Source organism: Rhizobium sp. ERR 942, from assembly GCF_007828395.1.
Classification (GTDB): Bacteria; Pseudomonadota; Alphaproteobacteria; order Rhizobiales; family Rhizobiaceae; genus Rhizobium; species Rhizobium dioscoreae.
Map to the genome: position 1 here is coordinate 1,328,485 of NZ_VIUA01000001.1, position 19,044 is coordinate 1,347,528.

Here is a 19,044-nt window from a genome sequence, read left to right on the forward strand (position 1 = left end):
CTCCAATCCCTCCGTTGGAATGAGTTATCCGCTGTTTCGAGCTGTCATTCGTTCTCCGGGCTCGTATCCCTCAATCTCAGTCGTGTCCGCGGCCGCGATAAGTGGTTGGAACGCCGGCTTTCTCATGGCATTGCGCTAGAGTTTCCAGCCATTCCGCCAACCCTTCCGGGACTTTGGCATTTCCAGCTTCCAGCGCCTCCACCCATGACAGGTCGCATTGCAGAGCGCTCGCCAGATTGATGGGCGTCCAGCGTATATGCAAAAGGCATTCTGAAAAGCGTTCCGGCGTCATTCATCTTCCCCATATCTGAAGAAGTTCACGGTGCCAGAGAGGAGCGCGAAGTCAAGTGACCATGGAAATACGACGGCTGTTCCGGCCCATCAGGGTAGGTGAATTACCTCTTGGCATAAATTTCGTGAGCAACTTGTTTGGATAACGGGGCGGCACCGCAATATTCCCGACGCTTTGATCGGTTCGCGTGTCGTCCGCGGGCGGACGATGGCATGTCAGATAATGTCACGCTGAAACAAGAGCTGGCTAGGTATTGTTTCAAAAACAAAAAACCCGGCCAAAGCCGGGTTCTTGGTGCGGTCGAGAAGACTCGAACTTCCACGGGTTGCCCCACAGCGACCTCAACGCTGCGCGTCTACCAATTCCGCCACGACCGCATCGTGGTAGGCCAGATTGCTCCGGCGCGGCTGCATGTAGCAAAAGCATTCGGGGGGCACAAGAGCGATATGTCAGTTTTTTTAAATTCCTTCACAGCTCGCCCGATCGAGCTGGTCCGGATGCGGCGGAAACGCCTTACATGTTTGAATTCCCGCCCGAATAGCGCCATATGTGGACAACCCGTCGGCACGCAAGTTTTCCACATATGCGGCCGGCGCGGCGCGCAAAGGACTGCCATATGCTTCGCACCGAACTTTCTCACCAAATGTTTCCCGTTCAAGGCACGCCACCCGTCCGCTGGCGGATCAGCGACGGCCTCGTGCCATATGAGGAGGCCGTAGCCACGATGGAGGCGGAAGTGGCCGCGATTGCTGAGGGGCGGGCGCCGGAACTCGTCTGGCTGGTCGAGCATCCGCCACTCTATACGGCAGGCACCAGCGCCAATGCCGCCGATCTGATCGAGCCGGATCGATTCCCGGTCTTTGCGACCGGACGCGGCGGCGAATATACCTATCACGGGCCAGGTCAGCGCGTGGCCTATGTCATGCTGGACCTGAAGTGTCGGCGACAGGATATCCGCGCCTTCGTCGGCGCGCTCGAGGAGGTCATCATTCGCACGCTTGATTCGATGAATGTACGTGGCGAGCGGCGAGAAGATCGGGTCGGCGTATGGGTCAGGCGCCCGGAGAAGCCGATTCTTGCAGACGGTACCGTGGCGGAGGACAAAATTGCAGCCCTCGGCATCCGTGTGCGCAAATGGGTGACATTTCACGGCCTTTCGCTGAACGTCGACCCCGATCTCGGGCACTTCACCGGCATCATTCCTTGCGGAATCTCGGCTTATGGCGTCACCAGCCTCGTCGATCTTGGCCTGCCGGTCATGATGGCGGATGTCGATATCCGTCTCCGCGAGGCGTTCGAACAAGTCTTCGGCGAAACGATCAATGACGCTTGAAGCCAATCGGTGATCGCCGGAAGGCGATCCAGGATGCTGCGCGGAATTCCAGCGCTAAGCAGGACAGGTCAAACGACCTGTCCGATCTACTGCGAAAAAGCCGCCATCCCTCACAGGGAAAACTGTTCGGCATCTTCTGGCACGGGCACTTCCCATTCATCCAAAGCGCGCCGTTTCGATTTTTCCAAAAGATCTATTTTGTCTTCTGCCCTGAGAAGATCATGCAGTTTCTGATCGCTCAAGATATTGTCGTGATTATCATGCGAGGTCATGCGGGTAACTCCTTGACCTCTGCAGGCGAGAGCGCGTCGTCTCTCTCAGCCGATGGCGCCTACGGGTTCGGTAGCCAACGGTGAGGACAGCTTACGCCCATTTGGGAGCCGTTGCGAATCATTTGGTGCGATGGTCCGTTTTCACCGCATGCCCGGCTCGACAAGAAAAGTGCCACAAAAGAAAAATGCCCTGGAAGGGAGAGCATCCAGGGCACAGAGAGGGGAACTGCACTAATGAAATTAGGGCGATGCGTCTGCACTTCAAGGTCCAAGTTTCAGGATAGGTTGTATCCCTCCCACAATCGCTCCTATTCCTCGCGAAACCGTGATCGCCGTCGGCCTTTGATAGGGTCCTAACGACTTTTTCCCTCCGCGCGGTGGTGATATCGTCGGCAAGGGGGTTGGACGTAAGCCACAGGGGTTTTCCCAACCATTGTGCCGAGACGCGGCACCGGCGACGTTCCGTTCATCTCATGGCTGAAAATTGCGGACAGGAAAGGTTTAGCAACAGACGGAGAAACGGAAGAAACATTCCGAAATTAGAGTTCATTCCCAAGCAAAACTGCAGAATGGAGTAAGGACAATGAGAGCCGTTTTTGGCGTGACCCGTTATTGGAAGACAGGCTTCAAGGCGCTACTCCTCCTTACCGTGTCCGTCTTGCCGGTCATGGCTCAGACCGCCGGCGGCAACCAGAATGCCCAGAATTCGGCTTCAAGCTTCAGCTATCGGCGCGCGGATCTTGGCAGCGGCTATTCCACCTCGAGCATTCTGAAGATGCCGAACAATTCATCCTATTTCGTAACGTGCAATTGCGACGACCGGACATTGCAGGACATGACGTGCCCGACCCAATCTTACGCATGCACCTGCGTTCCGCACGCTTATCTGATGTGCCAGTAGGAAAGGTGGGCGCGAGATATGGCCAAATCGTCTTCCAGGCTATTGCTTGCCATCTTCGGTGTGCTCTGTCTTCCATTGATGGCGTGGGGTCAGCAGGATAACTCGCCGCCGCAAAGCGCAACTTCGACCTATTCCTTCAGCGTCGGGTCTCGTCCGGCCGATATCGGCACCGGCTTTTCGATCTACAGCGCGACATCCGCAACGGCAGATCAACAGTTTCACGTCCAATGCAATTGCCAGGATTTCAGCCTCGCGACCGCAACCTGCCCGGCTCCTCGTTATGAGTGCTATTGCAGCCCAAGCGCATCGCTGACCTGCGAATAGCAGAATCATGCCGATCAATATGCCAGATCGGGGTTGCGGTCTCTTTCTACCTCCGGCTGCACTCGGCGCGCCGGCGAACCGCCATCAAGGATTGTCAGCCCAGCCAAGCCACTCTTTTTGATGGCTATTTTTGTACAGTTTGCGTTCATGTTCGTCCGCATATGGTGTCTTCCGTCGCCCCCAGATCGCGCGTCGATTGACAATCGATATGGACGATACGATTAATAGTTTCGACATTCGTCATAGAGCGGAGGATATGCCAATGACAAGTCGTGCCATCCTGTTGATGTCTCTTGCGTCTCTCACAGTTGTAGGCTCGATGGGCCTCGCTTCTTCGGCTTCTGCGCTAACCATGAAAGAGTGCAGCGCCAAATACCAGGCGGCCAAGACCGCTGGTACCTTGAATGGCCAGAAGTGGAATGACTTCCGCGCAACGCAGTGCAGTGCGGACGCCAGCACCACTACGACTACCGCTCCCGCAGCCACCGTACCAGCGGCTACGACGCCTGCCAAGCCGGCGAAGACCACTGCGGCTGCCAAGGTCGATGCCAGCGAGCCCGACGCGACGAAGCCGCCAGCAGCCGAACCGGCAAAGCCGACGACGGCTGCGCCGGCTGGCGTAACCTTCCCGGCAAAGGTCGACCCCAAATATGCTACCGAGACGCCCGGCAAAGCCCGCTTCCACACCTGCGTCGATGCATACAACGCCGCCAAGACCAGCAATTCGCTCGGCGGTCTGAAGTGGATTCAGAAGGGCGGCGGCTACTACAGCCTCTGCAATTCCAAGCTCAAGGGCTGATTGAGAAGCCAAGCGATTACGGAGCGGGCGCCTTTGGGCGCCCGTTTCCTTTTATGGAGATCAAGCCCGCATCTTTTCCCATTTTTTGACAAGCCGGTCGCGCTTGAGCTTGGAAAGCTGCTGCAGCCAGAAAATGCCGTCCAGCTGGTCGATCTCGTGCTGGAGGCAGATGGCCAGAAAGTCATGCGCCTCCGCTTCATGGGCCTCGCCAGCGACATCCCGATAGCGAAAGCGGATCGATTTCGGTCTGACGATCTCTTCCGTCACTCCGGGCATGGAAACGCTGCCCTCCGTATGCCGCATGGTTTCCGGCGACGACCATAGGATTTCCGGATTGATATAGGTGCGCACGCCATCCTCGCGGCTGAGTTCAATCACGACGACTCGCTTGAGGACGCCGATATGCGGGCCGGTGATGCCAACGCCGGGCGCAGCCCGCATCGTATCCAGCAGGTCGGTGACGAGCGCTTGCAGATCGTCGTCGAAGGCGGTGACAGCAGCGCAGGCGGTTCGTAGTAGCGGATCGGGAAAGCGGATGATGGGGCGAACCGGCATGGGACCCTCTATGGATGGAAGACATAGGTAGGAGGCTGCCAGAATAAGGGGAAGGTGGTTGCAATGCCACCGTCCCGATGGCTGCGCTTTCCCTATGAGCCTTTTCCATCATCCACTTGTTTTACATCGATTTCAATCGAGCCCCATAAGGGACGTCGGGCGAGCCGGAGGCCTTCTAGCCGAATGACGTCTGCCATTGCTGAAGATGCAATCACCGCATTCCGCCATTCGAACCTCCATCGCATGATTCGTGCATCGAATGGCTGAGGCGTCCTCTGCTTTTATGACCGTTCCCATCGAATTTACGAGGAATTTTGCCCTCTCGGGGCTTGCGAGCCTGTGATTTTGGGCGGCACTGGTGGGTCGGGAGCTGACTGCAACCCGCGAAAATTGACTATTACGTAAAAGTCAATATTATCATGGACAGCAGATAGGGGCGGATTCTTGGTCGACGGATACTATAGCATAACGGAGCTTACTCGGGAATTCGGGGTTTCGACTCGGACCTTGAGGTTCTATGAGGACGAGGGTCTCATCCACCCTGAGCGCAGGGGCCGTACGCGCCTGTTCCGTCCGGCTGACCGGCGTCTGATCATGGAAATCCTGCGCGGCCGCCGCATCGGCTTCACCATTGCCGAGATTCGCGAGATCATTCAGGTCTATAAAGAGCCTCCGGGCGAAATCGGTCAGCTCAAGCTGCTGATGAAGCGCGTCGATGAGAAGCGCGATGAGCTGCGCCAGAAGCGCAAGGATATCGACGATACGCTGAGCGAACTCGACAATGTCGAAGAGGCTTGCCTTGGACGTCTCGCCGAAATTGGCGTCGGGACGTGATCGCGACCAGGCCTTCAGCTTGTCAGAGCCAGCGGCGCGTCCGCTTGCAATAGAATTCGAATTCACAGCCGAATCGCGAGAGGAGATGCATCTCTTCGCAACGGATGACGAGCAATGTCGTCAAGGCAGCCGCCACGGCTGCCATCGCCAGGAACCAGAGATTGCCGATCAGCAGGCCGAGGCCCGCGGTAAGCAAGGTATAGCCGAGATAGGTCGGGTTGCGGGTGAAGCGAAAGGGGCCAGTCGTAACCAGATGCGCCGTACAGCGCTGTGTCAGAACGGTCGTGCGGCGCTCTAGGAGCGTCTTGACGGCCCAGACGTTCAGCGTCACGGCGAAGGCGGTCAGAAGCGCGCCAAACACCCAAGAAACAAGCGCCCAGACAAAGGGCAACGGCAAGGGATACACCCGCTGCAGATACAGCGCCGCCATGACGGCGAGGCTATAGAGCAGCGGCGGCCACGGAAAACTCAGCGACTTCGAACGATAGGCATTCATAGAATAACCCTGTCATTGCGCTTCATCCGTACATTGTATCGCGATTCGGCTTACACGTTCATCGCTATCTGCTTTGATCGCCCCGGATTCCAATGATTTGAAAAGATTCTGGGCTTGTAATTTATCGAGTGTGCATTGGCAGAAGCTGCGGCACATGGATTCGCTGCCCGACCGGATGCAGGAGGCCACGCATTGCCTGATATAGCCGACGGTCGCGTCCTGAGGCGGAGCCGGTGCGACCAGTGACAAAAGGTAGACGAGGCCGAACAGCACCGGCTGGTGCAGCAGATAGAAGATCAGACTGTGCCGACCGGCCCGGGCAATGAGATTGCGGCCGGGGCCGAATTTTGCCAACCATTTAAGCCAGCCAAGAGATGTCGCCAATTGCGCCACGCCGAGGCCGAACAGGAATGGCGTCAGCCATGGGAAAAGCGGCACATAGTCATTCGAGCGCTGGATGTTTTCCGAAAGCCCCACCCACCAGAGCCAGGGCACGTCGAAAAATGTCGAATGCAGCGATAGAGGCGCAATGACATTGTCGACGACAATGCCGACGGCAAGCACGATTGCGACGAGAAGCGTGGCAAGTGCCGGCAGACGCAAGAATAGGAGCCCAATGAGACTTGCCGCCGCGATGCTGTGCAGGATGCCGAAGAATATCCACTCCTCGCGCATGCCGATGAAGGTGACGAGAGAGATCGCAGCGGCCGCCGCGACAATCATGCCCAGCCGCCGCCAATAAGACCGCCAGCGAATCTCCGGCGTATTGGCAAGCACGAGGCTGGATCCTGCCAGAAACAGGAAGGTGCTGGCGATCGCGCGGGCGTAAAGCTTCAGCCAGCCTGTTTCCGCCGTGCCGGAATCGAGATAGCCGAAGAACTCGAAATCCCAGGTGCAGTGATAGCTTGCCATGGCCAGGAGTGCGACGCCGCGCGCCGTGTCCAGAATGCCGATGCGGGGCGTCTTTTGCGGTGCATCGGCACTCTCGGCGATAGCGACCATTGGCGGGTCCTTCCAGGCATGAACTCAGATCACGAGCGCCGCTTGAGACGGCGCGAGCATGTCATGGCACATCGCTATCCATAATGGCCAGACGGGCATCGGAAAAAAACTGCCGGCGGACCAGCACGATGATGATGAACATGGTCGTGACCATGAAAACGTAAGGGCTCAGAAACCAGCCGAGATAGCCAATCGACAGGAAAATGGCTCGCAGGCCCGAGTTGAAATTCCGGGCCGCGATGATGTTCATGCGGATGACCCGCTCTGCGGCGCGTTCGGCACGCACGGGATCACGAATGGCATCTTCCAGCATCGGCAGGGAGCCGAAGAGAATGGTGCAGTAATTGAATAGGCGATAGGCCCAACCGAACTTGAAAAAGGCATAGCCAAAGAGACAGGCAAGCCCGGCCACCTTGATTTCGAAAGCTGTCCGGCCGCCGTTGAAGATGAAGGGCATGTCGGAGAAGAAGGCATTGATCTTGTCGGTGGCGCCGAGCAACGCAAAGCAGCTGCCGATGGCGAAGATCGAGGTGGAGGCGAAGAAGCCGGTGCCGTTCTGCAGGCCTGAGAGGATCTGTGTGTCGATCATCTTCAGGTCGCGGCGAAGGGAGTTGTAGATCCATTCGCGGCGACGCTCGTTCATTGCCAGCGTCAGGCTTGTACGATTGAAGAAGCTGGCGCTGCTGACGATCCAGTTCAGCGCGACCCAGAGAAGGATGAAGAGGGCGAGGGCGACATAGTCGGCAGTCGTCATAAAGGGAGATTCTCCAGATCAATCCGATGTGGACTGTAGCGCAGCGCGGGCCGCGTGCAATGGCCTTCTGTTTGCTTCCCCGAATGCCTATATGTAATGTCGCTGCCATGAAATCCGATGTCGGCCAATCGCCGTGCAAGCTTGCCCCGATAGCGTAGCCTTGCCGGAAATCGATTTGCCTGGAGGCACCAAAGGTCCATGTTTCTCTCAGTTTTCGATGTGTTCAAGATCGGTGTGGGACCGTCCAGCTCGCACACGATGGGGCCGATGTCGGCCGCGAATCGCTTCCTCGACCTCGTTCTTTCGAACGAATGGCCGCGTCCGTCTTCGAATGTGCATGTCGAGTCGATCAAGGTCAGCCTGCATGGCTCGCTCGCCCACACGGGCATTGGCCACGGCACGGGCAGGGCGGTTATTCTCGGCCTGATGGGCGAGAAGCCTGATAGTGTCGATCCCGATCATATGGATGCCATTATCGACGAAGTGGAGCGCAGCGGGCGCATCACGCCGCCAGGCCATCCGGCCTATCGATTCCAGCCCAAGACAGATCTCATCTTCGACAAGAAGGTGCCGCTGCCCGGTCATGCCAACGGCATGAGCTTCTCCGCCTTCGACAAGGACGAGCGCCTACTGGTCAAGCGCATTTATTATTCCGTCGGCGGCGGCTTCGTCGTCACCGATACAGAATTGGAGCAGATGAAGGCCGACCGGAAAAAGCCTGCCCCAGCCGGCGAGCGTGTTCCGTTCCCCTTCGCCAGTGCCAAGCAGATGCTCGAAATGTCCGAGCGTTCCGGCCTTTCGATTGCGCAGATGAAGCGCGCCAATGAAGAGACGCATATGAGCGCCGAAGAGCTGGATGCCGGCCTCGACCGCATCTGGGCGGCCATGAGCAGCTGCATCGATCGTGGCCTCAAGGTCGATGGCATCATGCCTGGTGGCCTGAAGGTGCGCCGGCGTGCGCGTGCCATCCATGATAAATTGCAGGAAGAATGGCGCAGCAACCGCATCAATCCGCTGCTCGCCAATGACTGGCTCAGCGTCTACGCCATGGCCGTCAATGAAGAGAATGCGGCCGGCGGCCGCGTGGTCACCGCGCCGACCAATGGAGCGGCAGGCGTCATTCCGGCAACGATCCGCTATTATCAGCATTTCCACGAGGATTGGGATCAGGACGGCATTCGCAACTATCTTCTGACCGCCGCCGCCGTCGGCGGCATCATCAAGCACAACGCCTCGATCTCAGGCGCCGAAGTCGGCTGTCAGGGCGAGGTGGGCTCGGCGGCCGCGATGGCGGCTGCGGGACTTGCCGCTGTCATGGGGGCGACGCCGGAGCAGATCGAGAATGCCGCGGAAATCGCGCTTGAACACCATCTCGGCATGACCTGCGACCCAATCGCCGGCCTGGTGCAGGTGCCTTGCATCGAGCGTAACGCACTTGGTGCAGTCAAGGCGGTCACTGCCGCTTCGCTTGCGATCAAGGGCGACGGCCAGCATTTCGTACCACTCGACGCCTGCATCGAAACCATGCGCCAGACGGGTCACGACATGAGCGAGAAATACAAGGAAACCTCGACTGGCGGCCTCGCCGTCAATGTCGTGGAATGCTGATGTGGCCCAAGGTCGAAACGCGATCTTGGGAGCAGATCATTTGCTTATAGGCGTGGTGAGGGGGATGCCGGCCACGCGGCTGCCCAAAAGCATGGCTTGCAATTGCTCGATTTGAGCGCTGCTCGGCCCATTATTGGTGTCGTTTACTCTGTGAACCAGGACCGTCGCTAAGTCCGGAAACACCATGAGATATTGGTTTCCCATGCCGGATGCCCAGTAGAATGGCTTGTCTTTGACAACTTCGCCGTCGAATGCGGTTAGCGGCTGCAATGTGTATCGCCCGATCCACCAGCTATAGCCGAAACCTGCACCTCGCCCGAGATCCGTATAAGGCGCGATGCTTCTGCTGATCCATTCCGCCGGAATGATTTGCGCATCGCGCCATCGGCCGTCATTCGCCAGAAGCACGCCCAGGCGTGCCAGGTCACGCGCGGACATTCTGATCTTATAGGCAGGATGTATCGATTGAGGAATCGTCTTGAAATAGAAGTGTTCCGGCCGGAAATCCTGCATCTGAAGCGGGATTGCAATGCGACGGAAAAAATCCTCGGCAATTGGAACGCCGCTCAGTTGCTGGAGGATGCCGCCCAGGACATTGAAGCTCCAATTGTTGTAAAACCATTGCTCTCCGGCAGCATGGATACCTCGTGGAGGCAAAAGGGCCGGGTCCTGGTCGGCGGCGGCATGATAAACACCCGACCTCGACATCAGAAGATCAGCGATCGTCGCCTGCTTCTCTTTCGGTGTCAGCGCTGGTTCGCAATCATCGATATCCAGTTCGGCCAGAGTCATTGCCAAATCGATCGTGCCCTCGATCTCATGCGTGCCAATCAATGCGCTCAACAGGCTTTTGCGCATGGAGGCGATGCCGGTCACGTCGGCAATCTTACCCCATGAGCTCATAATCAAGCCATCTTGCACGATCATGATCGCGGACGATCCGATCGACTGCGCATAACGGTAGGCGTTCGCGAGAGCAGTGCTGGACCAGCCGAACCGGCCGGGATCATCCACTGTTGTCCACTCATTGGCCGGGTAATCCGATGCACCGCTCATAATCGCCTCCGAGAATCACCTCTTGCGCTTTCAGGTGATGTTACCCACTCTGTGGATGTCCGCAGTGAAAAGCTTGACGCTGCCGGTCAAAAGGACTTCAACGGCATTATGGCTTTGCATCTCATTAAATTGTGCGTGGGCGCGGATTCGCTGGATGATCTGCGCGAATGGGTTTCCGAGCGGGCAATGAACGCCATTGCTGCTGGGCTCGAGCCGCATACAACCCACACGACGCGCATGGTGCCGAAACGGGTAGACGAGCTGTTGGACGGCGGTTCGCTTTATTGGGTGATCAAAGGGCAGGTGCAGGCGCGGCAGAAATTGCTTGGCATCGAAACCTTCACCGACGCGGACGGCATTCAGCGCTGCCGGCTTATTCTCGACCCGAGCGTTGTCGAGACGACAGGGCAGCCGAAGCGGCCATTTCAGGGCTGGCGGTACCTGCCGCAGGACGACGTGCCGCGCGATCTCGACAGTCTCGGCGCGGCAGCCGAATTGCCCGCCGATCTGCGGCGGGAACTTTCCGAACTCGGATTGCTTTAACGCAGTCGCATCATGATCGGCGCACGGCCGGTCGGGGCGGTGATGTGCAGATGAATATGTGCTTCCGGCTGCGAATAACGCCAGGCGCGTGCGCCATGGCAAAGCAGGATGCCGATCAGGTCTTTCGTCTTGTTGCGCGAACGCGAACGGCTGAGACCTAGGTCCGCTAGCCGCATCGCCGCCTCATGCAGCGGATGAAGAGCAAAGCCCTTCGGTTTCATCTTGCCCCCGCCGTCGAGCGAGAAACCGGGAAAGTTCTCGTTCATTGCCATTTCAAAACCCCGTACACGTTACAAACTCAGGGCCGGCCCGTTTGACATTCGGAACCGGAGGATCGGGCGCAACAGAAGGCCCGACCAATCTTCAGATCATGCGGCGCGAAAACACCGGCCACATTGCTATTCCGTGCTCGCCCAGCACTTGACGCCAGCTCGCTTGAGCGCCTTGCAGGCATTCACCGCTTCGCTCTGATCTTCGAAACCACCAAAACGGGCGCGGTAACCGCCATCGAAGGCGACTGTATAGGGCTTTGCCGAACGCAGCGCCTTGCCACCCTTGGTCTTAGCCGTATCAAGCAGGTCGGTTGCGCCATCCTTACTGGAGGAAATGCCGATCTGCACGACCCAGCCAGTCGGCCCGCGCTCGCCTTTGGCTGCTTTTGCAACCTTCTCTGTCTTTTCGGTCCGCTGCAGCTTCGCGAGATTCGTATCGCTCTTGGAGGTTGATGCAGTCGTTACGGTATCGATCTCATCCTCATCGGCATCGTCCGACGATCCGGCGGAGGCCGTTTCGTCATAGGCTGGCCGCTTCACGGACTCCGGTTTCGCCGAAAGCAGTGGATTGGAGGAGGAAGACTGCGGCGTTACCGCTGCGAAGGCCGCCGCACTGGAAGGGTTGGAATCGGCGACTTCGGTCGTTCCGCCATTCTTGATCTTTGCGCGGCTGATATCCGCCATGCGTGCGCTGGCTGCCTGCACATTGGGCGTTGCGGCCGGGACCTGTGCGATCACATTGGAATCAATATGCTTTGTCGATGCTTTAGGCAGATAGTCAGCGATCAGCTTGCGCATCTGGTTGTCACGAGCCGGCGTCGAAGCGCCGCCAAGGACGACACCAACGATGGAGCGACCATCGACTTTCACGGAGGTTGCGAGATTATAGCCGGCGGCACGCGTGTAACCAGTCTTGATGCCGTCGACGCCGCGCACGGAGCCAACCAGGCGATTGTGACCGAGGATCGTGCGATTGCCCAGCCGGAAGCTCGTTTCGGAGAAGAAACCGTAATATTCCGGGAAATGCTCGCGCAAGGCGATGCCAAGGCGGGCCTGATCGCGCGCTGTCGTCATCTGCGCCGTGTTCGGCAGGCCGTTCGGGTTGCGATAGGTCGTGCGCGTCATGCCGAGCGCTCGCGCCTTATCGTTCATCATCCGGGCAAAGCCTTCCTCCGAACCGCCAAGCATTTCGCCAAGCGCCATTGCGGCATCATTGGCAGATTTGGTGACGATGCCGAGAATCGCCTCACGAACAGTCACGGAGCGGCCGGCTCCAATACCGAGCTTGGTCGGCGCCTGTGCTGCAGCGTTCTTCGAAAACACGACGGGGGTGTCGAGGGTGATGCGGCCGGCTTCGAGCGCTTCGAAGGTTAGATAGACCGTCATCATCTTGGTCAGCGAGGCCGGATAGTGCAGCGTGTCGGCGTTTTCACTGTAGAGAACGTTGCCGGTATTGGCATCGATGACGATACCGGCATATTTCGGACCGGCCGCGCTCGCGTCAATGACAGTCACCGTGACTGTCGCCGTTGCGATCGAAAAACCAACAAGCGCTCTCGCCAGAATCTTACCGGTTTGAGACGACGAAACGGAAAGAATGGATCTGGACACTAAATCACTCTCTGCTTGCATTTACATTCTCGATTATCCGGCCGCCGCCTCCATGAACGGCCATTCCGTTCGACAGTAGAGGCTTAGCGTTACCAATCGGTTTATGATGAACAGTTGGTTTCAGGTTTCTGCGCCATTTTAGCGGCCGCCCACAGCTGTCGTCGCAGGTACGGCATTATCCACAAGACGCGTTTTGACGAAGTTCTGGACCGCGGCATCCATGGCGCGCCAGTCACCCAGCTGATTGCTGGAAAAGCGGTAGAGAACGCTCAAATCCTTACCGACCTTGATGTCCCTCTGGCAATCGCCGCTGGTTGCCAGCGTGGGCGAGGAGGGCAGGAGACAGCGCACGACATAATCGGTCTCGTCAGGCCGCGGCGCCGTCAGAAGGATTTCGTCGTTGTAGCCGGCATCCGCACGAAGCCGATGTGCGGTCAGGCCGAAGGGGCCGGCATAGGCCGCCCCATCCATTAGTTGCGAATAGATCGGACCGAGCCGGCCGGACATGTCATGGGACATTGTGCTCTGGCTGATTTGCAGGAAGATCAGTGAGGACGATTGCGAGATATCGTCGAAACGCATGCGATCGGCTTCGCTATAGCCCTGCATCTGCGGCCAGGTCAGATAGAGATCGACACGTTCGGCCATACCGTCCGAACGTTCGCTCGGAAAGCGAATGGTGTTTGCAGCCAGACGCATTGTGTCGTCGCCGATCGTGACAGAGATGGGCTTGCTATCCGTCGTATGCCCTGCCAGCGAAATTTTCTCACCAAGCCAGTGTCCACCAACGGATATGGCTACGGTCAAGGCTGCCAGAACGGCGACACCGGCCGTGAACCGATAGACAAAGCCGCTCGATATCAGCGGTCTTTCTTCGATCATTGCGGCGGATGACAGAGGAGGAGCCATACTCTTGCCTTCATTTCCTTCCGCTCAGGTCGCCATCATCGACGGCAAAGCCTCGCGGCGCCTGACTTTTTTGAGTCTCGTTGGAAATGATGATTGGCGCCACGATGGTTAACCGACGGTTAAATATGTGTCGCAAGCCATGCTAATGGCGCACTTAAATTCTTCGGGTATTTTCAGCCTTAGCTTTAGGCCCACTCATTAAACGAAAAAGAGCCGTTCCCTGGGACAGTGGGAACGGCTCAGAGGCACCGGCCTGGACAGAAATCAGGGGACGAGACCGGGCCTCTGACTTTGACCATCGACGCTAGGTCGCCGATGATCCTGTGAAGAACGCTTATTTCAAGCTGCCGACTGCGACGGCGCGGCCATCCTGGATCTTGACCCAGCGAGCCGGGTGGTCGGCGGACTGGCGCTTGAGGAAGGTATACTCGGTTTCGGACCAGAGCTTCACCTTGTTGCGCATGTTATCGAGAATGAAATCGCCGCGATCCGTGCGGACGGTTAAAACGGCATGGCCTTCACCGTTCGGCTGCAGCACGACGGTCATGAGCAGATCGGAAGGCGAGAAGCCGGCATCGATGAGCTGCTTGCGCTTCAGGAGCGCGAAATCCTCGCAGTCACCGGCGGTGGTCGGGATCGCCCACTTTTCCTCAACGCCGTAAAGCTCCATATCGGTCATCGGCTTGATGGTGGTATTGACCGTGTAATTGACCTTCAGGATAGTCTTCCAGCTATCCTCATTGAGGATCATCGGCCCTGCATCGCCACCGGAATAGGTGCATTCCCGCGGATTTTCCTTGCAGAATTCGTAATGGCCGATCGGAGGAGCAGCGTCGCCTGTTATCGTCATGTTGGCGGGTGCCGCCTGGGCCGCACCGAAGAAGCCAAGAGCGGAAAGCGCCAGAGCGGCAAGGCCGCGAAGTGCGATTTGAAAGTTCATGTCCCTGTCCCTGTTTTATTGGGATCAGAATGACACGCGTGATTTTATCTGACGCAAAATTGCGCAGTTAAATTAATGGCTTAGTTGAATCAAATCTGGAGAAAATTCTCATAAAACACGCAGAAAACTTGATTCAAGTTTGCGGCAAATTCGATTAAAATTTGAGGAATTTTGGTATGAAGTGCAGCAAAGCGAGAGTTTGATATCCGGCTGTTTCGGAACGGTTTTCAACAATGAGGATCGTTAACGTCCGGGTGCAGATTTGGGCAGCAACCGTGTTGTATTGATACAGAGCCCACCTCGCGATAGGCCTGCCGAGTGCCGGAAATGACCGCAAGAACCTCGATCTGTCCCATTTTGGGAAAGCCGGCTCAAAAAATATTTTTGATTTTTATTGTCGGCCGTTGGGGCGAAGCCCGTCGGTTGTGCGAATGATCGCGGCAGCCATCTCCGCGACGGCCGGCGAGTGGGCCGCGTTCGCAACGATCACCAGTTCCGCCTCTGGCCATGCTTGCGACAATTCCCAGGCGGTTACCAGCGGCGCCTCGAGATCCATACGGCCCTGAATCATCGTGCAGGGGATACCGGCGAGCCGATGGATGTCGCGCAGGATCTGCCGTTCCTCGAGCCAGCCCAGATGGTGGAAGTAGTGGGTGATGATCCGGGCACGGGCCGTCAGATAGCGAGCATCGGACCACCGAGATGGGAGGGTCTCGCGCGGATCGATCAGGATCGAGGCGCCCTCCCATTCGTGCCAGTCTCTTGCAGCTCTCACGTGGATTGCGGGATCTGGGTTAAGCAGGAGGCGATAATAGGCAGCGACGAGATCATCGTCGCGATCCTCTTCGGGCACGGCAGCGCGAAAGCGTGCCCATTGCTCCGGAAAGAACCGGCCAAGACCTTGATAGAGCCAATCGATTTCCGATTGTCTCGTCATGGTAATGCCGACGAGGAGCAAGCTTTCCACCCGTTGCGCATGGGTTTCGGCATAGACGAGCGCAAGCGTGCAGCCCCAGGAATTGCCGAATAGGATCCAGCTTTCAACGCGGAGACGCAACCGCAATTGCTCGATATCGGCAATCGTATGCCATGTCGTGTTGGCCGAGAGATCGATCGCCGGTTCCGACGCATGCGGAAGGCTGTCACCGCAGCCGCGCTGGTCGAACTGAATGATTCGATAGTAATGCGGGTCAAAATAACGTCGCGTTCCGGCCGAACTTCCTGAACCCGGACCGCCGTGCAGGATAAGGACAGGCCTTCCTTGCCGGTTGCCTGATTGCGTCCAATGAATCCGCTGGCCGTCACCGACCTCAAGCAGGCCTTCGTCAAAAGGAATTGTATCCGGGTAAAGCATTTGCCGTCACGCGTTGAGAAGAAGACAGGCATCGCTGTTTCGCGACGCCGCGTGACAGGAGGATGACAATATCAGAGAAATTCGCGCAAGGTCTCGCGCGACTGCAGCGAAAGGAATTCGATCGCCACGCCCTCCATGAAATGGCGAACGACGCGGCCACGCATATTGCCGAGGCGCACCGGCGTCCCGATCGTGGGGCGTATCTCGACATCGACCGCGGCACCCGAGAGCGAGAGGTCCATGATGCGGCAGACATATTGCGTACCGTCGTCGAGCGTAAGCTCGCAGCGGGTGTTGCGCGGCGTCAGGCGATCATGGCGGCGATCTTCCGGCAGGCCAAGTTCGTGCTTGTTGGCAAGCCAGGTCAATTGGGCGGCAAGCTTTTCGCGTTTCCGCTCGGTCGCATTGATCGACATGGTGAAACCGCGGCCATCGACGGCAACGACATTGCCTTCAACGCGGCCAAGGTGATCGATATAGGCGACAACGCGCTCGTCGGCGCGCGGACGTCCCAGGCAGGTGACATGAAGGTCGCCCGGCGACATCTCGGTGACCAGGCACTCGAACTCCTCGTAATTAGCCAGCATCAGGCGACCCTGCATATTGATCGGAACCCGTTGAAAGGTCCGCTGATCATTGCGAACAGCATTGCCTGTCATTTGGTTGGGCCGCGTCGCATGGGCCGGTTGGAATGAGTGCATGAAGCGTCTTGAACCCTATTGCGTCTCTTCCAACTATTAGCCGCAACTCCTTAAAGTAAGGTTGTCTTTCCCAAGGCATGGCTTAGAGATGATCGTCGATTTTGTTCCGAGCTGGGTCAATTCCAGCTCTCTCGCGCCCATTTTTTGCTTGAATTAACTTTCGGCGCATCCATTCGCCCAGGCTGGTGCTTCGCTGATGCGGCAGAAGATCTGTCGGATCGGGATGCGGCGGCGCATTCACGAGCCGGACGGGGCGGTCGCGAAGCAGGCGGCTGCGGTCCAGCGCCAGAAATTCCAGGCGCTCATTGCCGAGCCATGTCGTGTAAACGGTGGGCGTGAGGCAGCCGAGCAGTCTGTCGCAAGTGTCGCTCGATGTTCGAACCGGCAGCAATATCAGCTCGAAGGTCATGCTGCGGCCACTGATGCAATATCCCGTTGCATGGATCGATGCGGGAACCACGTGCCTCATCACGCCGGCGGCGATGTGCACCGGATCGTCCTGCTGGCTGCCAGCCCAGAGCGCCGCGAAATTCTCGCCGCGAATCTCGCGCCCCATGAGGTTGCAGATCGCCGTACCGGCCAGACGGAAGCGGGGATTGTCGTCGGCGGTGTTTTCCAGGATGAACAGCTCGGGAAGAATATGTCCGATCGCCGATGGCTGTATCAAATTGCGCAAGGGGGCATCAGCGTTGCCGCGTATATGCTCCCAATAGGTAAATATATCGATGCTCGTCTTCTGGCGCATAATGCGTCCGTGTCCCATTTCATTTCAAATACAAAGGCATTCATTGCCCTCGACTCCACCGTTGCGAATTCCATGCCAGAACCGGGCCATTAGGGTTAACAAGGGGTTTCGCTTGCTCCGCCCGATGGTCGGTGTAAGGCTTTGTTCATCACTTCACCAAGTGACCTTCAGCACGAATTTCCCGGGCGCCGGACGGACCAGCGTGGTCCAATCCGGAGAGGAGCATCCCGGCGCGCCGCCCCATACTGCGGGCGGCTTTTTTTTTGATTTTTGCTGCGGTATGTGTCGAAGACCTCTATTGATAAGCTGAGCAAGACATGGACGATGAACAGCTGCCGCGCCCAGAGCCGGAAAATCCGCGGCCGCAGCAGCATGTGCCCGCCTTCAATCTGCCTCCCGCGATTCTGGCGAGTCTTGCTGTTCTGATCGTCATCTTCGCGGTCATGAACCTGCCCTCGTGGTCGGACGATACGTTGAACTGGATTTATTTCACCTTCAGCTTCATCCCGGCCCGTTATGCCTTCCCCTTGTCGCAGCAGGGGCTGGAATGGCTTTGGACGCCGGTCACCTATTCGCTGCTGCATGGCGGGATCGAGCATATCGTCTTCAACAGTCTCTGGCTGATGGTCTTTGCTGCGCCCGTGGCGCGACGCATCGGCGCGCTGCGCTATGTGAATTTCTGGATTTTTTCCTCCGCCGCTTCCGCCTTCCTGCATGCAGCGCTTTATTGGGGAGACCAGACGCTTTTGATCGGTGCATCCGGAGTCGTCTCGGCGCTGATGGGGGCAGCTTGCCGCTTTGCGTTTCCGGCCATGGACGGTCGCAGAGTTTCCATGCGGCAGGCGCATCTCAATCCGCGCCTCAGCATCTTGGAGTCGCTTCGAAGCCGTACCGTCGTCGCCTATATCGTCATGTGGGTCGCCGGTAATGCACTCGTCGCCTTCGGCATCAATCTTGCGGGCGACAGCTCGCAGCCGGTGGCCTGGGATGCTCATATTGGCGGATTCCTGTTCGGATTCCTGCTTTTTGCACCCTTCGACCGGCAGCCGCCCGTGGAAGCTCAGGAAGCTTTACCACTCGATGAATGAGCTGTTGCTTTCTTACTGACACAGGCGCACCATTGCTATCCGTCGGTCGTGGGATGAGGAGATCGACCGACCGACGGGCGAGGCGCCGGTTTGAGCTCCGGGGGTAATTTCGGAACATATCGGACGCTTCAGGTGTTCATCATGCTTTCGAGATGGGAGGATCGAATGTCAGTTTCCGTAAAGGCCATACTTGAAGCCAAGGGCCGCGACGTCGTGACGACGGGCGGTAATACGACCGTTGCCGAGGCCGCGAAGATTCTCAATGAGAATCGCATCGGCGCCATCGTGGTCGTCGGACCGGGCGGCAAGATTTCCGGCATCTTCACCGAGCGGGATGTGGTCAATGCCGTTGCCAAGCAGGGGCAGGAATGCCTCGACAAGCCGATCGCATCGATGATGACGGCCAAGGTGCATCGCTGTAAGGAAGATACGACGACCGACGAATTGATGGAACTGATGACGATGCGCCGCTTCCGTCACGTTCCCGTTGAGGAGAAAGGCAAGCTTTCCGGCATCATCTCCATCGGCGACGTCGTCAAATGGCGCATCCGTGAGATCGAACTCGAGGCCGAGCAGATCAAGGCCTATATCGCCGGGTAAGAAGCGGTTCGGCGTGACCGAAGCAATCGGCGCGGTGGATCGCCTGCGGTAAGCA

Annotated in this window: 23 protein-coding genes and 1 tRNA gene; 9 read left to right on the forward strand and 15 right to left on the reverse strand. The window is 57.8% G+C overall.

Annotated elements, in window-relative coordinates:
* Nucleotides 1-76: 76 nt before the first annotated feature.
* Both FBZ97_RS06585 and FBZ97_RS06590 read right to left on the reverse strand, forming a co-directional pair.
* Nucleotides 77-292, reverse strand: coding sequence for a hypothetical protein (locus tag FBZ97_RS06585; protein ID WP_015339986.1), 216 nt, complete (start codon nucleotides 290-292; stop codon nucleotides 77-79).
* Between the two features lie 292 nt (nucleotides 293-584).
* Nucleotides 585-669: transfer RNA gene (locus FBZ97_RS06590), tRNA-Leu, on the reverse strand.
* Between the two features lie 239 nt (nucleotides 670-908).
* On the opposite strand from FBZ97_RS06590, the gene lipB reads away from it, so the two are divergent.
* Nucleotides 909-1,625, forward strand: a complete 717-nt coding sequence (gene lipB, locus FBZ97_RS06595; RefSeq protein ID WP_145317335.1) for a lipoyl(octanoyl) transferase LipB — start codon at nucleotides 909-911, stop codon at nucleotides 1,623-1,625.
* Nucleotides 1,626-1,735: 110 nt separating this feature from the next.
* Here the strand turns inward: lipB and FBZ97_RS34315 are convergent, their stop codons facing one another.
* Nucleotides 1,736-1,897, reverse strand: a complete 162-nt coding sequence (locus tag FBZ97_RS34315; RefSeq protein WP_156090745.1) for a hypothetical protein — start codon at nucleotides 1,895-1,897, stop codon at nucleotides 1,736-1,738.
* Between the two features lie 583 nt (nucleotides 1,898-2,480).
* Here FBZ97_RS34315 and FBZ97_RS06600 point away from each other — a divergent pair.
* The 3 genes from FBZ97_RS06600 to FBZ97_RS06610 all read left to right on the forward strand — a co-directional run bounded on the left by FBZ97_RS06600 (nucleotide 2,481) and on the right by FBZ97_RS06610 (nucleotide 3,921).
* On the forward strand, nucleotides 2,481-2,798 hold the full coding sequence (locus FBZ97_RS06600) for a hypothetical protein (protein WP_113333835.1): 318 nt from the start codon (nucleotides 2,481-2,483) through the stop codon (nucleotides 2,796-2,798).
* Nucleotides 2,799-2,816: 18 nt separating this feature from the next.
* Nucleotides 2,817-3,122: a hypothetical protein gene (locus FBZ97_RS06605; protein ID WP_113333836.1), complete on the forward strand. Its 306-nt coding sequence runs from the start codon at nucleotides 2,817-2,819 to the stop codon at nucleotides 3,120-3,122.
* A 262-nt stretch (nucleotides 3,123-3,384) separates the two neighbouring features.
* On the forward strand, nucleotides 3,385-3,921 hold the full coding sequence (locus FBZ97_RS06610; protein ID WP_145317338.1) for a hypothetical protein: 537 nt from the start codon (nucleotides 3,385-3,387) through the stop codon (nucleotides 3,919-3,921).
* Nucleotides 3,922-3,981: 60 nt separating this feature from the next.
* Here the strand turns inward: FBZ97_RS06610 and FBZ97_RS06615 are convergent, their stop codons facing one another.
* Complete coding sequence (locus FBZ97_RS06615) at nucleotides 3,982-4,476, reverse strand: peptide deformylase (protein ID WP_145317341.1); 495 nt, start codon at nucleotides 4,474-4,476, stop codon at nucleotides 3,982-3,984.
* Nucleotides 4,477-4,920: 444 nt separating this feature from the next.
* Here FBZ97_RS06615 and FBZ97_RS06620 point away from each other — a divergent pair, with 444 nt between their 5' ends.
* The gene (locus FBZ97_RS06620; RefSeq protein WP_069612249.1) at nucleotides 4,921-5,310 is read left to right on the forward strand and encodes a MerR family DNA-binding transcriptional regulator; all 390 of its coding nucleotides are present in this window, start codon (nucleotides 4,921-4,923) and stop codon (nucleotides 5,308-5,310) included.
* A gap of 22 nt (nucleotides 5,311-5,332) precedes the next feature.
* Here the strand turns inward: FBZ97_RS06620 and FBZ97_RS06625 are convergent, their stop codons facing one another.
* From FBZ97_RS06625 to FBZ97_RS06635, 3 genes are all read right to left on the reverse strand, one after another.
* Nucleotides 5,333-5,806 (reverse strand): isoprenylcysteine carboxylmethyltransferase family protein, encoded by a 474-nt coding sequence (locus FBZ97_RS06625; RefSeq protein WP_113333838.1) that lies wholly within the window; start codon nucleotides 5,804-5,806, stop codon nucleotides 5,333-5,335.
* Nucleotides 5,807-5,818: 12 nt separating this feature from the next.
* A complete protein-coding gene (locus tag FBZ97_RS06630) occupies nucleotides 5,819-6,808 on the reverse strand; it encodes a DUF1624 domain-containing protein (RefSeq protein WP_145317344.1) in 990 nt (329 codons plus the stop codon).
* 61 nt (nucleotides 6,809-6,869) lie between these two features.
* A complete protein-coding gene (locus FBZ97_RS06635; protein WP_069612246.1) occupies nucleotides 6,870-7,562 on the reverse strand; it encodes a DUF599 family protein in 693 nt (230 codons plus the stop codon).
* Between the two features lie 198 nt (nucleotides 7,563-7,760).
* On the opposite strand from FBZ97_RS06635, the gene FBZ97_RS06640 reads away from it, so the two are divergent.
* Nucleotides 7,761-9,170 (forward strand): L-serine ammonia-lyase, encoded by a 1,410-nt coding sequence (locus FBZ97_RS06640; RefSeq protein ID WP_069612245.1) that lies wholly within the window; start codon nucleotides 7,761-7,763, stop codon nucleotides 9,168-9,170.
* Between the two features lie 36 nt (nucleotides 9,171-9,206).
* On the opposite strand, the gene FBZ97_RS06645 is transcribed toward FBZ97_RS06640, so the two are convergent.
* Nucleotides 9,207-10,226 (reverse strand): serine hydrolase, encoded by a 1,020-nt coding sequence (locus FBZ97_RS06645; RefSeq protein ID WP_145317347.1) that lies wholly within the window; start codon nucleotides 10,224-10,226, stop codon nucleotides 9,207-9,209.
* Nucleotides 10,227-10,334: 108 nt separating this feature from the next.
* On the opposite strand from FBZ97_RS06645, the gene FBZ97_RS06650 reads away from it, so the two are divergent.
* The gene (locus FBZ97_RS06650; protein WP_092715857.1) at nucleotides 10,335-10,769 is read left to right on the forward strand and encodes a DUF1489 family protein; all 435 of its coding nucleotides are present in this window, start codon (nucleotides 10,335-10,337) and stop codon (nucleotides 10,767-10,769) included.
* On the opposite strand, the gene FBZ97_RS06655 is transcribed toward FBZ97_RS06650, so the two are convergent.
* The 7 genes from FBZ97_RS06655 to FBZ97_RS06685 form a co-directional block, all read right to left on the reverse strand.
* On the reverse strand, nucleotides 10,766-11,041 hold the full coding sequence (locus FBZ97_RS06655) for a hypothetical protein (protein WP_069612243.1): 276 nt from the start codon (nucleotides 11,039-11,041) through the stop codon (nucleotides 10,766-10,768). The two genes, FBZ97_RS06650 and FBZ97_RS06655, sit on opposite strands and share 4 nt — an antisense overlap.
* A gap of 126 nt (nucleotides 11,042-11,167) precedes the next feature.
* Complete coding sequence (locus tag FBZ97_RS06660) at nucleotides 11,168-12,673, reverse strand: SPOR domain-containing protein (protein ID WP_145317350.1); 1,506 nt, start codon at nucleotides 12,671-12,673, stop codon at nucleotides 11,168-11,170.
* Nucleotides 12,674-12,790: 117 nt separating this feature from the next.
* A complete protein-coding gene (locus tag FBZ97_RS06665) occupies nucleotides 12,791-13,561 on the reverse strand; it encodes a hypothetical protein (RefSeq protein WP_145317353.1) in 771 nt (256 codons plus the stop codon).
* 334 nt (nucleotides 13,562-13,895) lie between these two features.
* Entirely contained in the window at nucleotides 13,896-14,501 is a 606-nt protein-coding gene (locus tag FBZ97_RS06670) for a transglutaminase-like cysteine peptidase (protein ID WP_145317356.1), read from the reverse strand.
* A 391-nt stretch (nucleotides 14,502-14,892) separates the two neighbouring features.
* Nucleotides 14,893-15,855, reverse strand: a complete 963-nt coding sequence (gene pip / locus FBZ97_RS06675) for a prolyl aminopeptidase (RefSeq protein WP_145317359.1) — start codon at nucleotides 15,853-15,855, stop codon at nucleotides 14,893-14,895.
* A gap of 71 nt (nucleotides 15,856-15,926) precedes the next feature.
* Nucleotides 15,927-16,556: a PilZ domain-containing protein gene (locus FBZ97_RS06680; RefSeq protein WP_095434944.1), complete on the reverse strand. Its 630-nt coding sequence runs from the start codon at nucleotides 16,554-16,556 to the stop codon at nucleotides 15,927-15,929.
* An 82-nt stretch (nucleotides 16,557-16,638) separates the two neighbouring features.
* Complete coding sequence (locus tag FBZ97_RS06685) at nucleotides 16,639-17,301, reverse strand: PAS domain-containing protein (protein WP_233788708.1); 663 nt, start codon at nucleotides 17,299-17,301, stop codon at nucleotides 16,639-16,641.
* Nucleotides 17,302-17,618: 317 nt separating this feature from the next.
* On the opposite strand from FBZ97_RS06685, the gene FBZ97_RS06690 reads away from it, so the two are divergent.
* Nucleotides 17,619-18,389: a rhomboid family intramembrane serine protease gene (locus FBZ97_RS06690; RefSeq protein ID WP_145317363.1), complete on the forward strand. Its 771-nt coding sequence runs from the start codon at nucleotides 17,619-17,621 to the stop codon at nucleotides 18,387-18,389.
* A 165-nt stretch (nucleotides 18,390-18,554) separates the two neighbouring features.
* Complete coding sequence (locus FBZ97_RS06695; RefSeq protein ID WP_015339966.1) at nucleotides 18,555-18,989, forward strand: CBS domain-containing protein; 435 nt, start codon at nucleotides 18,555-18,557, stop codon at nucleotides 18,987-18,989.
* The last annotated feature ends 55 nt before the right edge of the window (nucleotides 18,990-19,044 follow it).

Bases quoted from the DNA above. Each gene is read 5' to 3' on its own strand.
- FBZ97_RS06695 (WP_015339966.1), top strand. From the start codon at position 18,555: ATGTCAGTTTCCGTAAAGGCCATACTTGAAGCCAAGGGCCGCGACGTC.
- FBZ97_RS06665 (WP_145317353.1), bottom strand. From the start codon at position 13,561: ATGGCTCCTCCTCTGTCATCCGCCGCAATGATCGAAGAAAGACCGCTG.
- FBZ97_RS06630 (WP_145317344.1), bottom strand. From the start codon at position 6,808: ATGGTCGCTATCGCCGAGAGTGCCGATGCACCGCAAAAGACGCCCCGC.
- FBZ97_RS06635 (WP_069612246.1), bottom strand. From the start codon at position 7,562: ATGACGACTGCCGACTATGTCGCCCTCGCCCTCTTCATCCTTCTCTGG.
- FBZ97_RS06650 (WP_092715857.1), top strand. From the start codon at position 10,335: ATGGCTTTGCATCTCATTAAATTGTGCGTGGGCGCGGATTCGCTGGAT.
- FBZ97_RS06670 (WP_145317356.1), bottom strand. From the start codon at position 14,501: ATGAACTTTCAAATCGCACTTCGCGGCCTTGCCGCTCTGGCGCTTTCC.
- FBZ97_RS06585 (WP_015339986.1), bottom strand. From the start codon at position 292: ATGACGCCGGAACGCTTTTCAGAATGCCTTTTGCATATACGCTGGACG.
- FBZ97_RS06685 (WP_233788708.1), bottom strand. From the start codon at position 17,301: ATGCGCCAGAAGACGAGCATCGATATATTTACCTATTGGGAGCATATA.
- FBZ97_RS06680 (WP_095434944.1), bottom strand. From the start codon at position 16,556: ATGCACTCATTCCAACCGGCCCATGCGACGCGGCCCAACCAAATGACA.
- FBZ97_RS06615 (WP_145317341.1), bottom strand. From the start codon at position 4,476: ATGCCGGTTCGCCCCATCATCCGCTTTCCCGATCCGCTACTACGAACC.
- FBZ97_RS06610 (WP_145317338.1), top strand. From the start codon at position 3,385: ATGACAAGTCGTGCCATCCTGTTGATGTCTCTTGCGTCTCTCACAGTT.
- FBZ97_RS06690 (WP_145317363.1), top strand. From the start codon at position 17,619: ATGGACGATGAACAGCTGCCGCGCCCAGAGCCGGAAAATCCGCGGCCG.
- FBZ97_RS06655 (WP_069612243.1), bottom strand. From the start codon at position 11,041: ATGGCAATGAACGAGAACTTTCCCGGTTTCTCGCTCGACGGCGGGGGC.
- FBZ97_RS06660 (WP_145317350.1), bottom strand. From the start codon at position 12,673: ATGCAAGCAGAGAGTGATTTAGTGTCCAGATCCATTCTTTCCGTTTCG.
- FBZ97_RS06645 (WP_145317347.1), bottom strand. From the start codon at position 10,226: ATGAGCGGTGCATCGGATTACCCGGCCAATGAGTGGACAACAGTGGAT.
- FBZ97_RS34315 (WP_156090745.1), bottom strand. From the start codon at position 1,897: ATGACCTCGCATGATAATCACGACAATATCTTGAGCGATCAGAAACTG.
- lipB (WP_145317335.1), top strand. From the start codon at position 909: ATGCTTCGCACCGAACTTTCTCACCAAATGTTTCCCGTTCAAGGCACG.
- FBZ97_RS06625 (WP_113333838.1), bottom strand. From the start codon at position 5,806: ATGAATGCCTATCGTTCGAAGTCGCTGAGTTTTCCGTGGCCGCCGCTG.
- FBZ97_RS06600 (WP_113333835.1), top strand. From the start codon at position 2,481: ATGAGAGCCGTTTTTGGCGTGACCCGTTATTGGAAGACAGGCTTCAAG.
- FBZ97_RS06640 (WP_069612245.1), top strand. From the start codon at position 7,761: ATGTTTCTCTCAGTTTTCGATGTGTTCAAGATCGGTGTGGGACCGTCC.
- pip (WP_145317359.1), bottom strand. From the start codon at position 15,855: ATGCTTTACCCGGATACAATTCCTTTTGACGAAGGCCTGCTTGAGGTC.
- FBZ97_RS06605 (WP_113333836.1), top strand. From the start codon at position 2,817: ATGGCCAAATCGTCTTCCAGGCTATTGCTTGCCATCTTCGGTGTGCTC.